Annotated in this window: 29 protein-coding genes; all 29 read right to left on the reverse strand. The window is 48.8% G+C overall.

The window, feature by feature from the left end; all coding sequences use genetic code 11:
- Nucleotides 1–288: 288 nt before the first annotated feature.
- Nucleotides 289–1,074, reverse strand: coding sequence for a glycoside hydrolase family 73 protein (locus tag CRG97_RS27380; protein WP_098748787.1), 786 nt, complete (start codon nucleotides 1,072–1,074; stop codon nucleotides 289–291).
- Nucleotides 1,061–1,513, reverse strand: coding sequence for a phage holin family protein (locus CRG97_RS27385; RefSeq protein ID WP_098748788.1), 453 nt, complete (start codon nucleotides 1,511–1,513; stop codon nucleotides 1,061–1,063). Before CRG97_RS27385 ends, CRG97_RS27380 begins: the two co-directional genes overlap by 14 nt.
- Before the next feature lie 516 nt (nucleotides 1,514–2,029).
- Nucleotides 2,030–3,145 (reverse strand): IS110 family RNA-guided transposase, encoded by a 1,116-nt coding sequence (locus CRG97_RS27390; protein ID WP_098748789.1) that lies wholly within the window; start codon nucleotides 3,143–3,145, stop codon nucleotides 2,030–2,032.
- 255 nt (nucleotides 3,146–3,400) lie between these two features.
- Nucleotides 3,401–3,538 carry an XkdX family protein gene (locus CRG97_RS27395; RefSeq protein ID WP_098748790.1) on the reverse strand — a complete coding sequence of 46 codons (138 nt, stop codon included), beginning with the start codon at nucleotides 3,536–3,538 and terminating at the stop codon, nucleotides 3,401–3,403.
- 19 nt (nucleotides 3,539–3,557) lie between these two features.
- Nucleotides 3,558–4,136, reverse strand: a complete 579-nt coding sequence (locus CRG97_RS27400) for a hypothetical protein (protein WP_098748791.1) — start codon at nucleotides 4,134–4,136, stop codon at nucleotides 3,558–3,560.
- 12 nt (nucleotides 4,137–4,148) lie between these two features.
- Nucleotides 4,149–6,788: a hypothetical protein gene (locus CRG97_RS27405; RefSeq protein ID WP_098748792.1), complete on the reverse strand. Its 2,640-nt coding sequence runs from the start codon at nucleotides 6,786–6,788 to the stop codon at nucleotides 4,149–4,151.
- Entirely contained in the window at nucleotides 6,789–7,334 is a 546-nt protein-coding gene (locus CRG97_RS27410) for a YmfQ family protein (protein ID WP_098748793.1), read from the reverse strand.
- Nucleotides 7,331–8,389 carry a baseplate J/gp47 family protein gene (locus CRG97_RS27415; RefSeq protein WP_098748794.1) on the reverse strand — a complete coding sequence of 353 codons (1,059 nt, stop codon included), beginning with the start codon at nucleotides 8,387–8,389 and terminating at the stop codon, nucleotides 7,331–7,333. The genes CRG97_RS27410 and CRG97_RS27415 overlap by 4 nt, the downstream gene beginning before the upstream one ends.
- Entirely contained in the window at nucleotides 8,382–8,795 is a 414-nt protein-coding gene (locus tag CRG97_RS27420; protein ID WP_098748795.1) for a DUF2634 domain-containing protein, read from the reverse strand. Before CRG97_RS27420 ends, CRG97_RS27415 begins: the two co-directional genes overlap by 8 nt.
- Nucleotides 8,792–9,088 carry a DUF2577 domain-containing protein gene (locus tag CRG97_RS27425; RefSeq protein ID WP_098748796.1) on the reverse strand — a complete coding sequence of 99 codons (297 nt, stop codon included), beginning with the start codon at nucleotides 9,086–9,088 and terminating at the stop codon, nucleotides 8,792–8,794. The genes CRG97_RS27420 and CRG97_RS27425 overlap by 4 nt, the downstream gene beginning before the upstream one ends.
- A gap of 6 nt (nucleotides 9,089–9,094) precedes the next feature.
- A complete protein-coding gene (locus tag CRG97_RS27430; protein ID WP_098748797.1) occupies nucleotides 9,095–10,060 on the reverse strand; it encodes an XkdQ/YqbQ family protein in 966 nt (321 codons plus the stop codon).
- A gap of 12 nt (nucleotides 10,061–10,072) precedes the next feature.
- Nucleotides 10,073–10,792 carry a LysM peptidoglycan-binding domain-containing protein gene (locus CRG97_RS27435; protein WP_098748798.1) on the reverse strand — a complete coding sequence of 240 codons (720 nt, stop codon included), beginning with the start codon at nucleotides 10,790–10,792 and terminating at the stop codon, nucleotides 10,073–10,075.
- A 1-nt stretch (nucleotide 10,793) separates the two neighbouring features.
- Complete coding sequence (locus CRG97_RS27440) at nucleotides 10,794–12,671, reverse strand: phage tail family protein (RefSeq protein ID WP_098748799.1); 1,878 nt, start codon at nucleotides 12,669–12,671, stop codon at nucleotides 10,794–10,796.
- A 193-nt stretch (nucleotides 12,672–12,864) separates the two neighbouring features.
- Nucleotides 12,865–13,287: a phage tail assembly chaperone gene (locus tag CRG97_RS27445; protein ID WP_098748800.1), complete on the reverse strand. Its 423-nt coding sequence runs from the start codon at nucleotides 13,285–13,287 to the stop codon at nucleotides 12,865–12,867.
- A gap of 29 nt (nucleotides 13,288–13,316) precedes the next feature.
- Complete coding sequence (locus CRG97_RS27450) at nucleotides 13,317–13,775, reverse strand: phage tail tube protein (RefSeq protein WP_098748801.1); 459 nt, start codon at nucleotides 13,773–13,775, stop codon at nucleotides 13,317–13,319.
- Nucleotide 13,776: 1 nt separating this feature from the next.
- On the reverse strand, nucleotides 13,777–15,096 hold the full coding sequence (locus tag CRG97_RS27455; protein ID WP_098748802.1) for a phage tail sheath family protein: 1,320 nt from the start codon (nucleotides 15,094–15,096) through the stop codon (nucleotides 13,777–13,779).
- Nucleotides 15,097–15,270, reverse strand: a complete 174-nt coding sequence (locus CRG97_RS33400; protein ID WP_202619009.1) for a hypothetical protein — start codon at nucleotides 15,268–15,270, stop codon at nucleotides 15,097–15,099.
- The gene (locus CRG97_RS27460) at nucleotides 15,267–15,704 is read right to left on the reverse strand and encodes a phage tail terminator family protein (RefSeq protein WP_098748803.1); all 438 of its coding nucleotides are present in this window, start codon (nucleotides 15,702–15,704) and stop codon (nucleotides 15,267–15,269) included. Before CRG97_RS27460 ends, CRG97_RS33400 begins: the two co-directional genes overlap by 4 nt.
- A gap of 125 nt (nucleotides 15,705–15,829) precedes the next feature.
- The gene (locus CRG97_RS33135; protein WP_161952972.1) at nucleotides 15,830–16,006 is read right to left on the reverse strand and encodes a hypothetical protein; all 177 of its coding nucleotides are present in this window, start codon (nucleotides 16,004–16,006) and stop codon (nucleotides 15,830–15,832) included.
- A gap of 15 nt (nucleotides 16,007–16,021) precedes the next feature.
- A complete protein-coding gene (locus CRG97_RS27465) occupies nucleotides 16,022–16,264 on the reverse strand; it encodes a hypothetical protein (protein ID WP_098748804.1) in 243 nt (80 codons plus the stop codon).
- A gap of 20 nt (nucleotides 16,265–16,284) precedes the next feature.
- Nucleotides 16,285–16,734 (reverse strand): hypothetical protein, encoded by a 450-nt coding sequence (locus CRG97_RS27470; RefSeq protein WP_098748805.1) that lies wholly within the window; start codon nucleotides 16,732–16,734, stop codon nucleotides 16,285–16,287.
- An 11-nt stretch (nucleotides 16,735–16,745) separates the two neighbouring features.
- A complete protein-coding gene (locus tag CRG97_RS27475; RefSeq protein ID WP_098748806.1) occupies nucleotides 16,746–17,723 on the reverse strand; it encodes a Kelch repeat-containing protein in 978 nt (325 codons plus the stop codon).
- An 18-nt stretch (nucleotides 17,724–17,741) separates the two neighbouring features.
- Nucleotides 17,742–18,746 carry a hypothetical protein gene (locus tag CRG97_RS27480; protein WP_098748807.1) on the reverse strand — a complete coding sequence of 335 codons (1,005 nt, stop codon included), beginning with the start codon at nucleotides 18,744–18,746 and terminating at the stop codon, nucleotides 17,742–17,744.
- Between the two features lie 3 nt (nucleotides 18,747–18,749).
- Nucleotides 18,750–19,316: a YmfQ family protein gene (locus tag CRG97_RS27485; RefSeq protein ID WP_098748910.1), complete on the reverse strand. Its 567-nt coding sequence runs from the start codon at nucleotides 19,314–19,316 to the stop codon at nucleotides 18,750–18,752.
- A 7-nt stretch (nucleotides 19,317–19,323) separates the two neighbouring features.
- Nucleotides 19,324–20,478, reverse strand: a complete 1,155-nt coding sequence (locus tag CRG97_RS27490; RefSeq protein ID WP_098748808.1) for a baseplate J/gp47 family protein — start codon at nucleotides 20,476–20,478, stop codon at nucleotides 19,324–19,326.
- The gene (locus tag CRG97_RS27495) at nucleotides 20,478–20,936 is read right to left on the reverse strand and encodes a DUF2634 domain-containing protein (protein ID WP_098748809.1); all 459 of its coding nucleotides are present in this window, start codon (nucleotides 20,934–20,936) and stop codon (nucleotides 20,478–20,480) included. Before CRG97_RS27495 ends, CRG97_RS27490 begins: the two co-directional genes overlap by 1 nt.
- On the reverse strand, nucleotides 20,929–21,318 hold the full coding sequence (locus tag CRG97_RS27500; RefSeq protein WP_098748810.1) for a hypothetical protein: 390 nt from the start codon (nucleotides 21,316–21,318) through the stop codon (nucleotides 20,929–20,931). The genes CRG97_RS27495 and CRG97_RS27500 overlap by 8 nt, the downstream gene beginning before the upstream one ends.
- Nucleotides 21,311–22,288 carry an XkdQ/YqbQ family protein gene (locus CRG97_RS27505; RefSeq protein WP_098748811.1) on the reverse strand — a complete coding sequence of 326 codons (978 nt, stop codon included), beginning with the start codon at nucleotides 22,286–22,288 and terminating at the stop codon, nucleotides 21,311–21,313. Before CRG97_RS27505 ends, CRG97_RS27500 begins: the two co-directional genes overlap by 8 nt.
- A complete protein-coding gene (locus CRG97_RS27510) occupies nucleotides 22,285–22,929 on the reverse strand; it encodes a LysM peptidoglycan-binding domain-containing protein (protein ID WP_098748812.1) in 645 nt (214 codons plus the stop codon). The genes CRG97_RS27505 and CRG97_RS27510 overlap by 4 nt, the downstream gene beginning before the upstream one ends.
- Between the last annotated feature and the right edge of the window lie 29 nt (nucleotides 22,930–22,958).

The following is a 22,958-nucleotide window of genomic DNA, read 5'->3' on the forward strand; positions in this document are numbered from 1 at the left end:
ATCTACGTAGTGAATTATTATTTCTGAATGCACGGATAGGGTTCGCTGAGCAATTCCACCGGCTAAATGCGCCGAGACGGAAAAGACGGCTCGAACACACTATAAAAGCACATTCCGAAAATGAATAATCGAGAATGAAGATGCTAGTAAAACACCAACTGATATAAACAACAAAAGCTGCCCATACCGTCCTAAACGGTTGGGCAGCTTTATTGTTCAACACAGCTCAAAAAACGCTTCATTATATAGATGGAACTTGCGAGAGCAGCTGCCATGTTAATTTTTGTATCACTTGCTCGGACTATCGAAAATCCCCAAACGATGCAGCACGGTCATGATTCGGTAAAAATCGTAGCTACCCTTAGGATCATGCAATACTTCTGCTTGCTGTGCAGCTTGTACTGCCGGTTCTGCCCAAGATGGAACTTTCGCTGGTTTCTCCGTCTCAACTGCCTTGAGCCTTACGTTCATCTGCTGAGTGGTATTGCTTTGCTCCGTTAGCAGTTTCATCGCAGAAGCATATTGCTTGCTAAGCTGCTGAATCTGCTCTTGTGTTTTTTGCAGCTCGGCCGTTAATTGTTCGATTTTCATACCTTCCTCCTCCTCTGGACTAGGCACATCATATTGATAGAGCGAGTTCTGCTCCATAATAGAAATTAGCTTTTTCGGATAATTGGGGTCTGTGGCATAGCCCCCTCTCCAAATCTCGGTCGCAGCCGTTTTATAATCCGCCCACAATACGCCATGGTAACGCTGTGGCTTGTCACGTGTGCCATTCAGGATCAGCCGGGTATGATCGGCAACCGATTCACTCCAGCTGTTATACTTACGAAACTGAGCTTGGGTCGTGTAGGGCGTCTGCCCCCGGTATTCGGTTGTCTGCATGGTGACGCTTCCCGCCGGACCGGTTCCTTTGATGCCAAACAGATTGTTCGCTTTTTGCGTTAGACCGCTCATTCCCCAATTGGATTCCAGGATTGCCTGAGCGAGCGTAAGCGAAGCAGGCACCCCGTACTGACGCATGTCCTGATTGGCTATAGGTGCGAGCTTGGCTATAAATTCAGAGGGTTTCATCCTTTTTCTCCTCCTTTCGTGCGGTTGGCTTATCTCCTTCTTCGGATTTGATCTGGAATACCTGTACCACATTACGCAGGGACTGGGGGATCGGTACCCCCATTCTCCCAACGTTCTCAATAATAGACAGCAGCTCATTTGCGAGATAGAAGAAGATCACGGTATTCTGAAAATAATTCATCTCCCCCAGCACCCGGTCCACCAGATGCATCAGGGCGATGATGAGAAAAATGGTCATTTTGCGTGCAATCCCAGTATAACCAATGCGGCTGCGCAGCTCGCCGTTCATCCAGGCCGCGCCCCATCCGGTCAACCAATCGATCACCACGAACCACAACAACAGATGCAGCGGCAGCGACCATCCGCCCCAGACGTAACCTGTCACGGCCCCCGTCCCCGCCACCAGCATCTTAAACAGCTGACCGATGTGCTCATACATAATTGTTCCTCCTTTATATGGTTTTGAAGTTGTGAAAAAGCCCTCGGTGGAGCCGAGGGCTTGCGTTACTGCTATTCATAGTTGCTCTAAGAGAGAGAATCCATTGTTAGCATGCACGTCACTTCGCCTGTGGATCATGCTTCCGATCGCTGATATGAACGAGACCTGTCAAATAGCAGTTTGTAACTCCCTTGTTTTTCCCAATCCCCCTTTATACAAGAGAGGGTGTAAAAACTGAACTAGAAGGCAAAAGCTATCAACGGTGAGCAGTCTGATATCCGCGGGTTTTGTATACCGCATGTTTTCTCTCCGTCTGCAGAGAGTGCACCACGAACTGTTGTCGTGCGTCGTTTCCTTTGGAGGGATGGCACATAGCGATGGACGTGGATTCTCTCTTACGGCTTTTCCCTTTGCCTTCTAACTCAGTTTTTCATCTTCCACCTGTTTTTTGGGGGAACGGGATCACCTTGAATCAACAATTCTCACAATACGACTAGATTCCAATAGGAATGGTGATCACCTATTTATCCTTTTCTCTTCAAGTTCTCGGGCAATCGACCAAATAAATCCACTTAGTTCACGCGCCACGGCCACAACTGCTTTGCCACTAGGCTTACCCTTTGACAGCATTTTCGTGTATTTTCGATGTAGTCGATGCTGTGCCTTCCAGGATATGGCCTGAATTTCAGGAGATTTTCCTTGTTGACGTTTCTTTAACTCTCCTTGTAGCGCAGGTTTATAGCGGTAACTCCAAGCGGATTCGACCAATAAACGACGAAGGTGGGTATTCCCCGATTTCGTAATGTTTCCCTGCCATCGGCTTTGGCCACTTGAGTATTCCCTCGGCACCAAACCTGTGTACCCCATGAAAGCCTTCGCATTACCAAACCGGGTAAATGAACACACTTCCGCTACGATTCCTGTTGCTGTCGTTTCAGCTACTCCACGTAAGGTTTGAAGGGCTTGTATTAAGGGGGCGTGGTGCCCTTCCGTGGCTTCTTCGTGAATGGCTGCTTCCATACGCTTCAGACGTTCTTCATTTTCATCCATCTGATGCAGCATTTCCTGCAGAACCAAGCGTTGAGAAGCGGACTCGAATGGAATACGTCCTAACCATAACCGGTACTTAGCCGTCCAGCGGCGAAGTGGCTCTTTAGGTGCAATCTGATGACGAAGGAGAAACTTCCCGATCCGCTGCCGGATTCGAGTTCGGTCTTCCTTAACATCTTCACGCATTCGTACCAAATCACGAAGTGCTTCTTCCTCTGGAGTAGGTACATGCACACGTGTTAATTCACCTGCTCGAAGTAATTGTGCCAGACGCATCGAATCCCTACGATCCGTTTTTACCCGTTCTCCTGGACGACTAGGCATAAGTGATGGGGCGATAACAATGCAGTCATATCCATGTGCAGTTAGCAAACGAACTAAAGGATATCCTGTTGGACCTGCCTCGTAACAAACGCTTAATTCATTGGGTTGGCCTAACTTCCTCAATACTTTCAAGATGTGATACTCGGTATGAGGAATCGTGCCCAAATACCGAGCGCCTTCTCTTCCTGGATCAGCTACAGATACAGCAATATTTTCCTTCGACACGTCTAAGCCTACGTATTTTATGGTATCCTTCATAGTACAGACTCTCCTTTGCAATTTAGCTCTGATTTTGGTTTTGGTTTAGCTTCTACTACACCATTATTCCCAAAATTAACCTAAGATGTTGCAATTACGGGGAGTCTGTCTCGTTCATGATAACTGTTGCCCCCGGATTTTCCTGAACACTTATGGATAAGGTTAAAATCCGGGGACAAAGGCGACCGCTCCGCTTCTACAGCATGATTCCGCCTTCTTCGTTGAAGTCTTCTGTAGAGTAATTCAAAGCAGCGTTTAGTAAGCCTCGCCAGTGATGACTTCATATTCTTCGGGAGTGATCACGCCAAACGCAACATATTGTCTCAATTGAGGCTTCTGCGCCCACTTCTTTTCATAGTAGTACTTCAAGCGTTCAAAATCGTTCTCGAACATCGTCTTCCGCTCCTTTCGATCAGCTATTTTCAAGTGATAACAACCGTAATTCAAGCCCTACAATTTGAGCGCCTTGCGCCTCATTTTGCTGGCGCAACTCCATGGCCTCGAGCTCCCGTGCAACCATCTCAGAACCTAAGCGATCCACTTCATTAGGTTCCTGTGGTTGAGGTCTAGTTAGCTCCTCGATTTCTTCCTGGGTTAAACCTTCGATCCAAAGTGTCGGCATCTCGGGAGTGACGTACGTCGGCGGCTCCCCCCGCTCGTCCTCAGGCTGTACCTGCCATTCGTCATACGCTTGGCGATAATCTGATTCTGCTGCCTGCAGATCGTCCTGGTAGGCCTCCCAAGCCGGGATGTCGAAGCGCGGCATGAACAGTCCAGGCATAACTGGCACGCCGACGATATATCCGGTGATTTCCGGTTCCGGTTCCGCTTCCTCCTCCGTTTGTCCCTCGGCGTCCCCTTCTTCATCCAGATCGGCGGGCGGCTGCGGCTCGATCTCCTCATAAAAAGGGACGACACCGGAAATGGCATCGTCCATGAGCATATCCTCTAAATAGAGGCCGTCTATATTTACTTTAGGTACAGCTTTCATGTGATACCTCCTTTATTGTTCTGCTTGGAATATAATATGGTCTAAACTAAGCCAGTCTAATGGACTTGTTGTATTAACGGTCACATTACCCGTTGGAGTAACTCGGAGGTCCATCATAGTATAAGAAGCAATACCTCCGGACAAACCCGCAAATATAAGGACTTTGTTTGGGCGATATCCTGGGGGAAGGTAAAACATTGTACCAGAAACTGTAACTTTAATTAGTCCACTTAATTTAACCCAATTTCCAATTTTAGTATAACTTGGCTTACGGAAATTTGTTTCGGTATATTCAGTAGCACCATTAATCAGAGTAGGTTCAACCCATACAACAGAGTTATCCTTATCTGCCTTCTTATTCATCAGCACCGATACAGCGGTCGCATTCTGCTGTACGGCGTCGGTCAACTCTTGGAGCATCGCCTTTTCGTTAGCTGCGTACGAGCCGGTGAACGGAACGTTAGGCGTCTTATCCAGCATCAGGTATGTTACGGAATAGGCTGCGGATGGATCGTAATCTGCATTGGCTGTGTAAGCGTGATAGTTGCCGTTTGAGGCACTTAGAGTGAACTCAAACCTCCATACGCTGTCTTTTAGGCCGTTTTTATAAACAGTCAAAAACTGTCCGACTTTATTTCTTAGGGCGGTGCCAGAGAATATCGAATCAGTCCTGTTAAACTGAGTCACGGTCGCTCCGGTAACCGAATTCGCCCGTTCACGCAGCACAATCCCTGTTCCAACCTCGATCTGATTATCTACCTCGTTAAACGTCAACGTACCTTCAGAAACGATAGGCTCGATAGTTTCTTTAGCTAGACGGTACAAGAGTTGGTAAGGCGTCCAATTAGGAGCTTGAGTTGTTGGAAGTTTATCTGTCCAGCCTAACCACGATCTAGTCACACCGTCCGCCCGATAAGCCCACGCTTTTACCCCTGTTCCGTTGTAAAAGTTATTAACCGGATTATCAGGCGTTGCGTTACTCCCTGATCCGTCGTACATCGTCCAACCCATAAAATACGCCTTAATCTCGTCGGCTGTCGGCGAATAGTTGTCGCCCCAGCCGCTGTCTGTATTGGCTATTGAAATATAACAACGCTTTGCGTTTCCTGAATCAATTGCACTAATATCGGGGTTATTGGTAATCTGATCCGATTGGAGTTTTTTGCCGTCATATTTTACGACTGTTTCAGAATACGGTCCAGATGTGTTACTAAGTAAATCAAAGAAAGTCTGTTTCCATCCGGTTCCCTTCCCACCAATACCAACATAGTTAAATTTGTCGGTTAGTGTAGCTTTCCCCCACTTCGCGAACCTGAAATACTGTCCGTCTTTTTCGAACACCTCGTCAGCATTCGCACCTGTCACCGGATCGGAGTATAAGTCCGTTTGCAGCGCAAGTATACAGTCTTCACGTGGTTTATGTGTTTTGACCGTAGCTCCGAGATTAAGCGTAATATCTTCAATAACATAGTCACCAACAGCTGCATCTTGAGGTGCTACAATACGAACCTCCATAGTTTTGATGTTTGCCGGAGTAGCAAATATATCTGTTCCAGTGCCTGTTCCATTGACGGAGGTTCCAGGTGTGTCTAATACATACAACCCAGCTTCATCGTAACCCAGTACATCAACGTACACTCCATCGTATTTTTCTAGGCCATTTAGAGTGATTTTCGCACGGAGTGCATAGTTAGTATTAGGTATAGCAGGTATAAGTTTAGACCGGTATTCCACAACCGTTGAACCTGTCGCTTTTACTATAGCCGAATATTCAGATAGCACTTTCGTTGAACTTTCAACCGTGCCTTCAAATAGTGTAGGAGCCAGATTCTCTCCGTACCGGATCACATACGGATTTCGTACAGGTTGAATACTATCGACGTATGGATATTTAATATCCATTTGTTCTGCGGAATACGATGTAATATTGTTATACTCTGATTGTGAAATTTCATATAAACTTACGTTTTTAACATCAAAGTTGACGGCAGCATATACCCCACCCGCGTAACAAACTCCAACTATAATATCAAAAGCGGTGTCAGCCGATTTTGTAAACCCATAATAAATTCTTTGCCAAATCCCCAGTTTAGTCTTATCAACAGCATCTGCCCCAATTCCAACATTTGCGCCTAATTTAACTAACCCGCTATCAGAAATGCTGTTTATTTTCACTTCTGCCGATATTACGTAATATTTCCCAGCAAGAGCAAGAAAAGCTGAGCCCCCTACTTGTCTATATATGATGTACCCCTCGTCTGTATTTGTAACAGCTACATTTATAATCTCAGTATTATTACCGGTGGTGTCCGACCCAACACTTAAGGTAGTTGTCGCAGGGTTTGATGGGCTTCGATTAGTCCATCGTCCAGCCAAATTCACCAACGTCCGCCCTTTAATCCCACTCAACTTAAAAGGCGCGCTCCGCTCTGCGTTCACAATCTGAAGCCCCGGCTGCAGCACGACTTCCCTGCGCTCCTCCGTGTCCAGACGCTTTTCCAATGCGCCGATGGCCTCGCTGGTTTCACCTGCGAACCGATCTACAGCATCTGCGTTTTGGTCGATATATTTCTCCAGATCGAAATACGTCGTGGACGGTGAGGTTCGATCAATTTTGTTCAACCCGATATTCGGCGTAACCGGATTCGTCATTTAGGCTCCTCCTCCCAACAATCTGTCTTGTGTCGTTGCTGATATTTCCTCAAAGGTCATGCCCTCCACTTCAGCTATGGTGAGATAACGCAGTGCGTACTCGACCGAAATATGCGCTGGTTTGATCTCCTCAATGGCTGATTTCAAATCACTTAAATTCGGCGGGATGCCCAGCGTATCTCTAAAATGAATCGTCACTTTATACTCCGCTGGCTGGACGGAGACCTCGATGCTGCCCCGCTCATAGGCTTGCGCCACATTTTTGAGCATGCTGGCAGACACCTTGCCGCTCCCCCGCATTTTCGAAATGATGACCGAACGACGTTGCTCGATCGGCTTGGCGAGGTTCACCGAAATGTTCAAGTCCTGCTCGAACCGGGACAGCGCCCAAGTAGCGGTTTCGGGATAATACTGGTCCAACTGATCCTCCAGTTCCTGCGCCAGCTTGTCCAACTCAGCCCCTTCGGCTCCGGCAATGGCTTTCATTTCTCGAACATCGTGATAAAAGGACGGCAGATAACCCAGCCAGGCTTCGGCTTTACTCATCGGACTGTCACCATCCCCAGGACAGCTACCGCTTCCGGTTCGATCGGAAGGCTGTCCGTACCTCCGTTCACGGTCAATACCTCGTAGTCGATGACTGCCGGAATATCCAAGATCACATTGGCGATCCGGTTATACCGGACCAACGGGTCGGACATAGCCAGGTCTTTCAGATACTGGCGAACGCCCCGCTCAATGGCTTCCTGCACGCCATCCATGCCGGCTCCATCGAGCAACGTAACCTGTACATCAATATTGACAGGCACTTCAACCGCCCCAACAACGGTGACAACCGAACCGACGGGAGCTGCGCCTTCCCCCATGCCATCCATGGTCGGATCGATATACAGCTGCACCGATTCCACAACGGAAGGCGTTGGCGATCGCATCTCATTATCCAGCAGCACCACCTTAACGGTGCCCGGACCATTCCATAACGGAAAAGCCTTGGCCTTGCCAACCCCGGCTTTCTCCCTCGCCCACAGTTCATACTGATTCCGGTTTGCACTAGTCACGGGACGGGAGATTTTTTCGCGGTATCGGTCATACAACGCTTCATCCGACTCGGTATCTTCGCCAGGTACCCAGAGCTCCATCAGCTCCGCCTTCACCAAGCCTTCGACGTATTCCAGCGGAAGCAGCGAGCCGAATCGGCGGTTGCCTTCCTTCCCGCTTGTCTCGCATTCTAGCACATATTGCCCTGCATCCAGACGGGTGATGACTTTGTAATTCAGCGGATCCAATGAAAAACGACTCCCTAGAGGCACATCCACCGCGGCACCGTTATTACCTGAAAAGTGTCCCAGAAGCTGTGCTTTTGTAGCCTGCTTCCGGGTCAGACCCGACCAGGCAATGCTCCGATCCAAAAATTCGCCCGAGGCCGTAGCGGCAAATTTCAGGTTCATGGAGTACCCCAATTCTACGTACATCTGCGCAAGCTCAGCAGCAGAAGGTGCCAACGCATCGTAGATGATGCTGCCTTCCCTTTTATCCATACCATCCGGAATTCGATCCATCATCCGCTCCAGAATTGCTTCGTACGTCTGTTCCTCAACCATCCTCTCTCACCTCCTTGGTCATATTGAAAGCCCCATACACGCTTCGGACCGTAAATTCTGCCACGGCCTGATCGCCCACAAAGGTAATATTCATATCATCTACCGACAAAATGCGGTCATCCTGCAGCAGCGCTTCCTTGATGTGCCGTTCGATTTCAGCATAGGCCCACAGCGGGTCACGGCCAATGACGGAGTCCAGCTCCTGCCCATAGTTACTGCTGTAGATCAGATGTTCAAAACGGCGCGTCTGAAGAATTTTTACGACAGCCTGTTTAACGGCCTCAAGACCGTCAATGTGACCGGATATCGTACCTTCCTCCAGGTTCAAGTTATACGTCAGGCTGGGCTGCTCCAGTGTTTCCACGATCTCGCTACCCGGTTGCAGCGTTCCTCCCTGCGGAATCATGATGGCTTCACCAACCGATCCAGCACGAGATACGTTTGCCCGCCCTGGTAACGAATGAGCAGCACCGTATCACCAATCTCCAGCCCTTTTCGAATTACATACTCGGCGCCGCTAATATTCAACTTGTACTCGGTCATTGATTCTCCGATAACTAAAAAATCCTCCGTCAGGCTGAAACGCTGATCCACGTTCACCTCGAGAGGATGTGTTGATGTGACTGTGCCATACAGCACCGCCATCGGGTTTGTGCTTCCCACGGCGCTGAGACTGGCTTTTTTGATAATATCCAGCATCACTGCTTACACCACCTTCATATTCAGCGACATCGTGTGCTTACCATCCGAGAATTTATGCGTACACTCATCAATGAGATACGGCTTCAAGCCTTCTTCTGGAAGATTCACATAGATCGTGTTTCCTGCACGTACCCGCAAATCTCCAATAGCCTCGATCGACAACGTCTGCTGCTCCCTGTTCTTCAGCTCCAGCAAATTTTGCGCTAACTGCTTCAATTGAGCGGGGTTCATGTTCTCGTCAGCAACCTCATACAACTGGAGCAGCCCCCACTGGGCGATGTTCTGCCCATGCTGGTAAACATACACGTCCCTCTTCCCGATTTCCTTGTTGTCCCGCACGACTTTGATGCGGTTATACGTCTCGTTGTCGATGCTTTTTTTATATGAAAAATCCGTCATGAGGCTGTCTTCTCCCACCGCGAGTTTAAGCAGCATGTCGTTGATATTGGTCAGCGTCAGTTCACCGTACTGGTCGTAAAACATATAGTACTGCTTGGTCGCGATCAACGTGGACTCCAGGGCCTTGCAGATAATATCGATCAGTTTTTTGTCCGCTTCCAGCATCGCAGGGATCGTATGGCCGGTATCGGCAAGCGTTCCTGTCTTCAGATTGAAATCCTTGGCAATCTTCCGGATGATATCCTCCACCTTGGCATTCGTGAACCGGTAGGTGTCGTTGCTGGACAGGTAACGCAGCTGGTCATAAGCCATAACCTTGACCTGGGCGTCCATACCCCACTCCTTGGAAAAAACATAACCATAAAACAGATCCTTATTATCCTTCCGAAAGCGCACAATGTCGCCGTTTTCCACTTCGAATTCCTTGCTCTGCGCAAGACCATCGTTCACATAGTTGATATCCAGACTCGCCGGCTTCGCCTGACGGCTTGTTTTCCACGTGATGTCGGTTACGATCTGCCCCAGATCCCACACGCTTCCGTTCTTACGGTCAATCATCAGTTCAATCATGGCGCCACCTCTTTAGGGAATCTTAAGAACCCGGCCGATAGCCAGCTTCCGAACCTCATGGTCCTTAATTCCGTTCAGTTTTTGGATGTCCGCATGACGGGAACCGCTGCCGAGCAGCTTTTGGGCAATGCTCCACAGGGTGTCGCCTTTGGCAACCGTATAGGAGGTTGGTTTTTCGCGGTCATCCGGCCGGTCTTTCTTCTTCACGGCTGCCGCCTTTTTGTCTTTTACCGGTACTACCTTCCGAGCCCCATAAAACACATAGCGTTTGAGCGTAATCGAGAACTCGATATCTTCCGGCGATCCGGCCATCGTATTCCAGTTAAAGCTTTCGATAGATGCCGCCATGTTGATGCCAAAAGACTTCATTGCCCGAGCCACATTCTTGCCGTCCGTACCGCTTAGCGGATCGGGAACGAGGCCCGTCATGACAAAGCGCACAGGTCGGCGGGTCTCCATCCAGCCCTTAATGGTATTTACGTAATCAATCGGTAGCTTCAGCTCCTGGTCAGATCCTAGATGGACAAAGGGGTACATCCTACCCGGAAAAAAGCTTTCAAACGAGATCTCCGTCAGCTTCGGATGCAGAATTGCATTCACTTCACCAAGCCCCGCTACCGTATAGGATTTGCCTTCGCCGCTATCCTTCACGTCAATCCGCTCGGGGTTCACCGGAAATCGAAAAACCTCCTCCTGGTTATTGAAGCTCAGAAAAAATCCATAATCGCTCATGCTACAGATACACCCCCTCGGCACTGGACACAAACTGCTCCTCCAGCGTTCGGTTAATTCTCGACATGATCGTATCCAGATCGGCCCCGGAGTTAATATCTCCTGTTGTCATCTGCACGGTAGGCGTCAGAGTAATCATATTGCTGATCGCATTCACTTCTGCTAAGTCGCGCATAATTTTCAGATCCTCGCTCGCCACGTCCACCGAGTTATCCACTTTACCAATGGAATCGATACTGCCGCCCGCAGGGGCTACCGGGATTGGGGCTGTTGGCATGGCAGGCATGGACGGAGTTGGGGCTGTTTTTGGAACGGGAACATCGTATCCGGTTTTTCCCATATTGTACTGTTCCAATAACTCCTCGTTGTTCTTGCCCGTGTTCTTAGCCGGCATGAATTGATTTTTGAACTTATCTATAGAGAAATCTTCAATATAGTCTTGCCCTTTATCCTTGAAATTCGTAAAATCCGCCTTATATTCAATCTCCGCAATTTGCTTGGTATCAACGCCAAGAACCTTGCCAAAAAAGCCCGCTACCGCGTTAACACCTTTAATGATCCCGTTAATAACTGAAATGACCGTGTTAACCGTGTTTTGCGCCAGATCGACAATGAAACCAAATACATTGCTAAATATCTGCTTAAGGCCCATAGTCACCACTTGCCAAGCCCCGAATGCGGCCATCGCAGCGATAACTAAAGAAATGAACAGCATAAGAGGATTAGCCTTAACCACCATATTAAATAATCTCATTGCACCTGCCGCTATATTCGTAACCGTAGCCATCACAGTTTGTGCCGCAGTAAATGCGTAAGCCGATATTCTTCCCATGATCATCCCTGCATTTAACATTGCAAAAAAAACACCCACTAAAGCGATAACAGGAAGCAACCCCATAAATATAGTGACCAGATTCCATATCGTGTTACCGACACCAGCAATCGTAGCTTTAATGAATTCCCAGGCTGGAGGAATCATTTGCGCTACCCACAAAAACCCCTCAGCAATTACGGTTAATCCTATGGATATAGCATCAATAAAAGGCTGGAAAGTCCCGTTTTCAAAAGCTGCATTCAACATATCCAGAATTGGCATGATTGCAGCTAATGCGCCACCCCCCATCTGAACAAAAGAATTGTTGACGGATCCCATTAGTTGCTGCCACTTATTAACAGGCGAATCCAGCATGGCATCCATAGCTTCCTGTGTCATGCCTGATTTTTGCAGCAGTTTGTCCATGGATGAAAGAAATGCAGTAAAATTCCCTTTAGATGATATGATTTCTGCATTAAAGCTTTTAATCTGGGAATCAGGAATATTAAAATCTTTAGCTAGAGAGCTGGTATCGCCACGCATCGCACTCATAATCGCCCCTGTTGCATCTTTTGAACTCTTGCCGTCTGTTGATAGTGTGCTCATTCGATCAGCGAAGCCATTTAATTGCGCAATTTGATCTGAGTTTTTAGTCATTGACATAAACGTTAAAGCATTATTTAGCGAATCATTAACATCTAACCCGGTTTTCAATGCATTCTGTTTGACGTTCTCGAATATAGCTGAACCTACCTCGGCATCACCAGTCTTAACTTTAAAGAAGTCTTCCGTTACTTGTTCTTTTGCTGCTGGAATAATCGTCATTTTCGCAACAAAATCGGCCGCTTTATATGCGGATTTTAACAATTTAAAAGCATTCCCAAGTTTACTGGCTTTCTTTTCCCCTTGCTCAATCCGTTCATTAAGCTGCTCTTGTTCTGCTGCTGCCTCAGCAATTTGATCAACAGTTTGTTGAAAGCTGTTTTCAAGCTGTAACAGCTGATTCACGATCATTTCATTAGCCAGATTATTTAAGCGCAGGAGTGCATCCTTTACGCTCGCCATTCCTTCACCCCCTTTTCTACAACCTATCTCCGCTTCCGGACTCGCTCACGCTTCTCCTTCTCCACCCGCATCGAGATCATGGCATAGATGGCGGCCCGTTCCCGGACCGTCATCGCCATGAGCTGGTGAGGAAGGATGTGCAGTTCATGGAGGGCGTAGTACGCATAGTTCGCATCACCGTCGCCCTCTTTGATTAGTTTTTTACGTCATCCACCAGTTCGTTCATATCCCGGTCAAAACCATTCAGGGCTTGCACCCGCTCGCCAAGCGCGGCGAACTCGCCCGGTAGCAGCATTTTGCGGAGCAGGGATTCAGCACCGAGCACGCCGTAGGATTTTTGCAGCTCGCTGTTTTTCAAATCCGGGTAAATAACGCTGGATACCATCAATTTCGTCATATAGTCATTCGGGTCGATTTCCGGCGTGAATACACCGTTCTTGCCTTTGACCTTACGGGTAGCCGCTTTGCGGCATTCCTGGTTCTCTTCCTCCGTAATGCTGCGCAGCTTCCAGGGCACAGGACCTCCTTCAGCATCCTTAAAACGAACAGAGACCACGAATTCCTCCGTGATCTCCGCAGACGACTGTCCAGCAAAAAACATACTAAAATCGCTCATATTCCTTCCTCCTCATTCAATGTTAAGTATTAGGCCAATGGGTTAAACGGCGTCTCAATTCGCACATTCTCAAACGTGAAGGCCACTTCTTCCTCCAGCGCCTCCGCTTCGGTGTCGAGAGATGCCATAATCACGCTGTCGAGGTTGACCCCTTCCAAAATCACCGTCTGACGTCCCGTTGACGAACCCGGATCCTCATTGCGCACTTCGATCATGAAGTAAGAATCTTTGCCGGTCTGGATGTATTCCATCATCAGCTCGCGGAACAGTGAGGTCACATAATAAATGGTCATCGTGCCGCTGCCCTTCCAGCCAATGGCTTTGTGCTGTACGGCGCGTTGGCCCATCGTTTTCAGCTCGGCTTTTTCCTTCTCCACCGTAGCTTCCAGTGTTTTAATGTAGAACATTTCCTCCATACGCTCGCCAATCTTGACGAATGCCTTGCCCTCTTGCCCGGAAATCGTGTCGTTTGCCCGTAAAAATGCCATCTTAGACCACCTTCACTTTCATGTATACTTTTTCAATTGCATCCACTGGCTGTACCTTAATATCCACAAACAGCACATCGCCTTCTGTACCAGGTGTCACCACAATATCCTCGTTCGCATCAAAATTCTGAATAGCTCCAATATTCTGCAGAGATGCAAAATACGCCGCACATTCCGCCCAGAACAGCGTCCGGCCATCCACATTGTTATCTACCTTACCGATATAGGACTTCTCAAAAATCAGCTTTAGATCGTTTGCAATTCCATCCAGCACGCGAACCACCCGGTTTTTGGAAAAGTGTCGCGCTTTCGCTGGCTCAATCGAGGTAAAGCTGTTAATATCCTGCTCGACCACGGCTTTCCCGCCGCTGTAGCTGAACAGAAACTCGCCCTTCGTGAGCGCCGCTTCAATCTCCGTATGGCTCAAGCGAACATCGGTATCCACCGCTTCATCGTAAGCCGCATACGTAAGGGATTCGTTAACGGCTGCTGCAGCCGTAGCACCAGTGACCCAGGCAACTGCCTTCACCTTATCCACGACGGTGCTGTCGGTGAGAACAACGCCATTTTTTACGCTGATGACTCCTTCATAATCCGCAGCCGAATAATCAGACAGCACAGCTTGAACTTTCTTGCCTTCCTGCTCACGAAGACGCTTGACGAATGCGGTATACAGGGACTTAAGCGTTGGGTCACCCGACAACAGACCTACAGTCTGGAATTCTTGAACCTCAAGCGCGGCAAGAAAATCCACATGCTCTTGGTTGGTTACGGTGCCGTTCGCGCCGCCTGTGAGAGCAAAGCCAGCCGTAGCCGCCAAATCGCCGGTATCCGGTGCGAAGGCTACGTACAAGTTCGGTTTCAGTTCGGCCGCACTGGCTACAAGCTGTTTTTCTACGACTTTGCCGCTCAGCAAGGTGCTGACCACGAACTTGCCGGGATCATCGACGGCGTTCTCAATGACGATCTGGATGTCATTTCCGCGTTCGCCGCCATAAAGTGCGGTTACTTTGAGACCAGCAACAGAAGCTGCAGCCTGGGCGCCGCTATTTAAGCGGTACAACAGAAGCGTGCCAGCACGCTTAAGTACTTCTTTTACCGAGAGCAACTGTAGTGATGTGATATCATATCCCAGCACCTCTACCAGGTTGGTGCCTGGTTTGATCGTCAGGATTTTATGTGGCTCTCCCCATGGAAGGGACAAGCCCAACGCCGCAATCCCCCTTTCACCTACGCGCCCGATCGGCTGCTCCTGCGATGAGATTTGGGTGTATACGCCTGGTCTTACTTTGTTTGGTGTTGTCCATGTTCCTCCGGCCATTTAGATGACCTCCTTTTTCAAAAATGTGGTTAATTGGTCTTTCGCTTGCTGAATGGTGTACGTCTTGCCCTCTTCGAGAATGGCGCTCAGCACATCCTTCTCGCGATTACTGAATTGATTGGATTGTGCCAACTGGTGTTTGTTGAACGCTGGTGCTGTTTCTTTTTTACTCATTTCAATCCGCCTCCCTGTTTCAATGTTTGCATCTTCATGTCGTTCTCTTCCTGATCCGTTGTCATCTGAATGACATACTCTGCGCGAAAATATCCTTCTCCCATTGCCCCATCATTCCCCGTTGGGCGCTCCCACGCCACTGATGAGGCGCGGCATGGTCGACCGCCAATATCTAGTGAAGTCAACGTTTCAAGCATATCGTCCATGATCGTTGCCACTGACTTCCCTTCCGTTGGCACGTAAGAGATGTGGAAACGAAAACGAGCCGCATATCGACTTGTCGATATCGGCTCGAACTCGGCTAGGGTTAGCTCAGTTTTGAAGTATGGGGCTGGTGGTAGTGGTGTGGCATCCTCTTTGAAAATGAGGGAGATGTCTTTAAATTTCGTTTGCAAGGCGCTTTTCAGAGAAGTTTGCATTTGCTGAACAATCATACTAGATCACCTCCTCTTCCGGCTTGAAGGCTGTAGGTGTAATAATCATAAATTTTTATAAATTCATTATCCCAAGAGTAAGGACCTATGAACTGTGCTAAGGCAAATTCAACGAGCTCCAACAGTTACTCTTCAAAATGTTCCATCTGGATATCAGTCGAATTAGTATTTGCTTCCTCTTGATCTCTCAGAGTAAGAAAACCATTAATAATTCTGGCTTCTTCGCTCAGTACGTACATTTGCGCGTGAATCTCCTGCAAACGCAGCTTTGCAAGTTGTCGGATATCTTGCGTATTTTCCATCGTATCTTTTCCTCCCTAAATATTGAACCATTCATTTGCCTGGTCAGTTCCAACCAGCGCTAACGTTTCCTGATATTCATCTTCAGTAATTCTTTCAGTTGAAAGCGCAAAGTCGATCTTGTCCTTTCCAAAATTGGCTGCTGCATACGACTTTATGTCCAAGTGAAAGCTGTGTCCTATGGAATTAAATTTTCGAGTACCATCCTCAAATATTGCGAATCCATACCCTCGTACCATGCGTTGTCTTGCTGTCAGCAAAAAAATCACCTCCCAGATATTTAAATAATGCCTTCGGTCGCAAGAGCTTCGAGAATAAAAAGCTGGTCGTCTTGCATTGCTGCATTGCGAAGCTTCAACTCGTCGGCTATAATTTGCAATTCAGAGTTTTTCTTTTTCAGAACTTCTAGGGAATCTTCTGGTTGAACAGCGAATTTTTCAAATATAACCATATCGGTTAACTCATCCGCGTGACGCTCAATGTATTCAAGCGCATTCTCCTCCGTAATAGGAACAATACCCATTTCAAATGGCGCATGAGGTTGAAGAAACGTCCTGTCTCCGACCTGTAATACGTAATAACGTGCGTTATCATTTCCAGTCGGGTTATGGATAAACTGTCCATTGAACTTGTCAGTGAACTTATACACTTGATGCATAACGGTTAACCCACCGATAAACTGTTGTAACTCCTCTTCTGTACAAATTAATTCTCTACCTTTGTATTCCATTTGGTACCTCCCTACCCCATTGTGTATTCCAAGGTTTGATATGAGAACGAACCATTATTGGCGTTCACACCTCCTGGAATGTAAGCCTTATTCCCGACAACTGCTCCTTTTGTTCCATAGATCGACTGTCCACTTGGTGATACATCGGGCGAAGTCACCCATGTATTTGTTACTGGATCATAGACATCAAGTTGATTCCATAATCGATATACATAAACTTTATTGTTATATGACCATGCGCAAGGCCGCTCATTAGCGAACAACGCGTTCGCCTTTTGCGTCCAAGTATTTGTGCTAGGTGTAAACTGATAAACGTAGTTCGTCCAACGATTCTCAGTCGTCATACCACCGATAGTATAAAGACTATTGCTGACTACCGCTGAGGCTCCATATGCAATAGGATTAGGCATGCTTGCCATTATCGTAGAGCTATTAGTTGCTGGATTGTACTGGTATGTGTTCATGTATAAGTAACGGTCAAAACCACCTGCTGTATATCCAAATGAACCGATAGTGCCAGAAAATTGTGATTCTCCAGATGCCGTTGCTTGATAACTTCGGTACGTATTCGTTGTTGGACTATAAATAACTCCTATATGGTAGTCTGCGTTACCACCCTGCATATAAATCTCATTGTTAATAACGAAAGACGCGCCATTTACCTTTCTATAAAACATATCTGCCATAAACGACCATGTATTCGTTATTGGATCGTATCGCTCATTACGTTTTGACTCATAGCCATCTGCAATAGCTCCAGCAAATCCACCAATTGTATACACATAGTTTCCTACGGAATTTACGTAGCCCCAGACATGAGTTGTATTCATATTAGCCACTACTTTAAATCCTTGACCTGTCCAAACCTGCTTCCAAACTCCACCGATCCTTACCCAAACCTGAGTTGCTTTCCGCCATGTTCCGCCTACTCGAGTATGAACGCTAGAGACGTTTCGAAACGTGCCTCCGGCACGAACACTTAGCGCCATAAAAGGGTCCCCCTTTCCTTATGAATATTGAATCCATATTTGACCATCGAACCCACCAGACGGCGCTGCTGTTGATTTGACAATATGCGACTCGGTCATAATATCGCCTCCGCCTTTATTCCAATTTAGCTTTATATCAATTAAGGCGTTATCACTTGGTCGAGTAGCTCGAAAAATAAGACCTGCCCCCCCATAAGCGTCATTAACACTATTAATAATCGCTTTATTACGCCATCCATTTAACGGTATATTTCCAGCATTTAAGAAAACATAAGCATCTTGGGACGTCGAGACGCCCATGGCTCCGGTAGTTACTGTAAAGGATCCGTCTGTACCGAAAGCTGCGCGCCGTGTTTTACCAACAACAAAAGAAAGTTCCTGAGCCGTTGCAGTCCCGATAATAAGACCCGGATTACATCCGTAGAATCCTGAATCATGAACGGCAAGAACCCCCTGCGATTGATCCGTCCGAAGCGTGAGATTTAGGTTACCGGTTCGATAAATGTCAACTACCTTGGACCATCCTTCGGTATTCCATGCCTCTGTTTGGCTCCCTATCATGATGTGTCCAGATGTATCGATTCCAAACATTCGTGTACCGGTACCGTAATTGCCGTTATAGACTCGTAAGGCAGGCTTTGTGGACACATCATCTGAAACAAGGTGGAAGTTTTTCGCTGCCATTGAATCCTGTCCGATCTGCATCCCGGCACGGCTGGTCAAAATACGATCCAGCCATACAAAAGAACCGGACGCTGTAACTCGACCGCGCACTTGATTATTCGTGATGAATCGAAAATCATGATTCGTTGGCGTACCGATCCATGGATCATTTGCATCGGAACCGATTCGAAGAATACGTGTTCCGTCGGTTACATCTATCATTCCCGCATCTAGTACCCCCCCCTTCCTAGGCATTACTTTGCTATCGATATCTTCCGCTAGAGCGTTCAGATCTCTGACAACGTTCGCCGTCATTGTGTCATCAATGAGCGGTAGTCCTAAAGCTGCTGTTAGTGCCATATGTTACGTCAACCCCCTATTATAAATTGCGCCATATGTTTTTCCCGTTGCCGCCACATCCCCATATGTCAGGCCACTCTCCACAAGCTCAACATAAGTATAAAACCGGAACGCATACGCCACCGCCAGATGCGCCGGCTTGATCTCCTCGATCGCGGCTTTCAAATCCTCCAGATTCGGCGGGATGCCGAGCGTATCCACGAATTTAACCGTGAAGCCCCATTCCTCGGGCTGAAAAGATACCTCAACCGTGCCGCCATCGTAAGCTTCCGCCACATTCTTTACGAGCGCTCCCGAGAAGGTTCCCGCTCCGCGCAGCTTGGACTCCAGCACCGCCCGTCGCTGCTCGATCGGTTTATTCCGATCTGTCGAAATGCCGAGCTCCATCTCCCAGCGTTCCAAACCCCAAGTCGCTGTGCGGACAAAGAACTGGTCTGCAGCTGAGTTCAGCGCCTGATAAAGCGCGTCCAGTTCGCTACCCTTGGCATCCATATCGGATTGCATGACACGGGAGGTCTCGTAATAGGCCGGAAGATAAGAAAACAGCTCGCGACCTCGCAAGCTGTTCATTCGGATATTATTCACTTACGCTCACCGTCCCCAGCACCGCTACCTGACCGGAGCCAATTTCGATATTTTGCTGCTCGGTGTGGCCGTTAATCGTCAAATCCGAGTAGTCGACGATAATTGGAATATCCAGCAATACGGCGGCAATTCGCGTATACCTTACCAAAGGATCCTTCCGGTTAAAAGCGATCTGCTGTAAATACGTGCGAACGCCGTCTTCGATCAGCTTCCGGATTTCTTCCATTGTCGAAGGCTGCTCCTGCGTGCGCTGCACTTTGACGGAGATATCAATCGCCACTTCCGCCGCAGGCATCACCGTGATCACCGGACCGGCCGGGGCAACGCCTTCGCCTTGTCCATCCCGGGACGGGTCAATGTACTGCTGAACGGCATCCACGATATCCTGGCTTGCCGCACGCTTGTCCGTATCTATGAGATACAGCCCGACGGTACCGGGTCCTTTCCACAATGGCGCTACTTCGACGCCGCCAACACCCGCGATCTCATTGGCCCACTGCATGTACTGCGCTTTGTTGCCGCTCGTTCCCTGACTCCGGACTTTGGCGTAAAAACGCTCCAGGAGCGACTGGTCGCTTTCGGTATCCGTCCCGCTCCGCGTGGGCTCCGGGTTCGTAACCGATGTTACGCCGCTGACTGACGTCATCATGAGCTGAATGACACCTGCGGGAACATTGCCATTACTGCCCGGCGTGACGGCTCGGATCGGCGCCGTGCCGGTACCCAAGTCACTCAGCGTCACGCCTGATGTGGTCACATACTCCACGGAGGATTCCCCGGAGCCCTCATCGGCTGGTGTAGCGACATAGGTTCCGGCAGGCACGGTCGTCCCTGGCTTCCCCGTAAACAGAACGCTGCCGGACGAAGCGACCGCTTCCCGCCTAGTAATCCCATGCTCTGCCGTCCTCAGATCGAGTTCGGCAGAACGGATATCCGGATGATCGCTTGCCACGGTACTCGCAAAGCCTCGACGCAGCAGCTCCTGAGCCCACAAAGCTGCCTCAGACAGCATAAACGCGACCGGCGCCTGCGCATCCCAAATAAAAGAGCCCTCCGACTTGTCGATGTCCGAAGGCACTTTGTTCAGCATGCGGTTCATAATGTTCTCTTCCGTCTGATCCAACAAATACAACGGCAAATCTGCCATCAGATCACCACGCTTTCTATAATTTCCGTCTCATCCCGAACACTCGTGATTCGGCAGCTGAAACGGCAAGCTTCTCCTTCCCAGGCAAAAAGGAACTGATCCACGCTCTCCGTCCGCGCATCCGCCAGCAGCGTCTCGGTCACCATGCGCTGAATCTCGCTTTCTTGCAGAGATCGGTCATATCCTTTGCCGACCAGCTCCTCCAGCTCGCTTCCGTAATCGCGCGTATAGATCAAATGACGGTAACGCGGCGTACGAATCGCTTTTTCACACCAAATGACCCAGGCTTCCTTCTCGTCCGCTACCGGAATCTTCCGGGTCGGGGACATTACAAACTCGCCGGCTTCAAAATCATACCTCCAGCTCCGTCCAAAAACAGCCCCGTCTCCTTCCAGCACCTCTGGATCGGTCGCATCCGTCCAGATCATATCATCGCCTTCAGGGAATAAATTAGCCACCACTGCTCACCACCTTGCATAGGACCACCACGTCGTTACCGCTGTTGACCCGAACGGCGAGCACGCGGTCTCCCGGTTTCAGGCCTTTTCCCAATACAAAAAGGGTATCTTCAACTTCGTTCTCTTCGGCATCAAACGTCATATCTTGCTGCTGGCCCCCCCAAGTCACGGTGCCCTTTGCCGTATAACGGGGAAAGGACAGCATTCCCGGCAGCTCCGCTACCATATAGTCCTGCAGCTCATGCTTGAAATCATCCAGCTTGAGTCCCGTAGAAGTTATCGTGCCGAGCACGGCCCCTACGCCGCCCATGGCTTGACGGGTTTGCTTATTCATTGAGGCATATAAGGAGGACGCCAATTGTCCATAGGGGTCTTTATTCAAGGTAAAACCTCCTTTTTACATCGTCATAACTCCCCAGCTCCAGCATCATGCTTCCGGGACTGCCCAGCTCCCGGCTGACGGAAATTACGAGCAGTTTCATCGAGCCCAGCATGACCGCATCTCCGGCGCGGATCGTATTGACATCAGGTGCATTCAGGGAGATGGTCTCCCGAATCCCCCTCAGTTTGCTCCGGGCCAGCTGGCGGGCAGCCGCAGGCGACTTCACTTCATCGTCCTGAATAATAGCCTGGAGTTGGCCGTATTTTGCGATATCCTTCTCCTCGATGGCCATCACCTTGGAAGGAACCTCTTTTCCGGTCTCGCTTGCGGCTGTCGCCAGCACTTTGACCTTGGTCGCCGCGCCCTCCAACGTCCGCGATTGCGTAGTATCCGTGATGGCCTCCAGGATGTAGACCTCTTTGTTCGTTCCTAACTCGTACAGCTCAAGCCCTGAAGAGATCATCCGCGGATGATACAGCTTGCCGCCGGCTTTGGCCGTCTCCCGCAGATCAGCGAACATGCTCGCATAGATCGATTGTGTCCGGTAAACGGAACGCCCCAACTGCTTCTCGGTATCCGGCAGTACCGCAATTTTCAGGTTCCAGTCCGCCGCGTACTTTTTGAATCGCTGGGTAGCGGTCTGCTTCGCCGGAAACAGATATTCATCCTCCGATTTGTCCAAATATACCGTCCGATCGTACAGCGTGAGGGTCATCCGCTTCACCCCATTATTCGAGGTTTCTACTTCCCACACGACAGCCGGGTGCAGCAGGGGGACATAATCCTTCTTACCGTAAGGAATTCCGCTGATTCGGATCGCCATTCCCGGCGAGATCGGCGGCATATCCGGCGTTACGACCAAATTGACAGTTCCCTGATAAGCAACTTGTTCGAGTGAGTCCCGTAGATTGATCGCTTCCACCAAGGATGATACATCATATTGATCTTGCAAAATCACCTTATAACTCATGACAGCACCAGCTTCTGCCCAGGCTTGATGGCATTCGGATCTTTACCGATCATCTTCTGATTCAGCTTGTAGATCTGGTTCCATTTCGAGCTGTCCCCGAGCTCCAGCTTGGCGATTTTGGAAAGTGAGTCCCCCGGCTTCATAATGTAGGTTTTGTTCTTTTCCTTCATGTCGGCCCGGGGCTTTTTATTCGTACCGGCAGCCCCGCTACTGCCTGCCGTTTTGGCCACCTTCATTTCACTCCATGTCCGGAGCGTAATGTCAAAATACACATCCCCGACCTCCCCGCCACGGAACGTGGACTGATGGGAAGCGACATACACCGGCACATTCACCGCCGTCTTGGTAATGACGAATTGCAACGGTGTTTTATACATCAAAAACTCGTTAAGTTTATTCATCGCGGTTTGCGGTTTAATATGATCTTCCTCTTCACCTTTGCAAAAAGCTGCATCATACTCTTGTGGGAAAAATGAAGAGAACGATATCTCTTTAATCCGATTGCCTTGAGGAAAATCAAACTCCCCGTAGTTGAGAATCGTAGCCGTTTCCAGGCCTTTTTGGCGTGAAATGCTCACCTCTTCGGGATTAACCGGGAATAGGAACGTCATGCCTTTTCCATTCTTCAACATAAACTCCACCTTGGCCCCCTCCTTTCTGTATGGATGCC

Origin of the sequence: Paenibacillus sp. EZ-K15, assembly GCF_002573715.1 — a bacterium.
Classification (GTDB): Bacteria; Bacillota; Bacilli; order Paenibacillales; family Paenibacillaceae; genus Paenibacillus_AQ.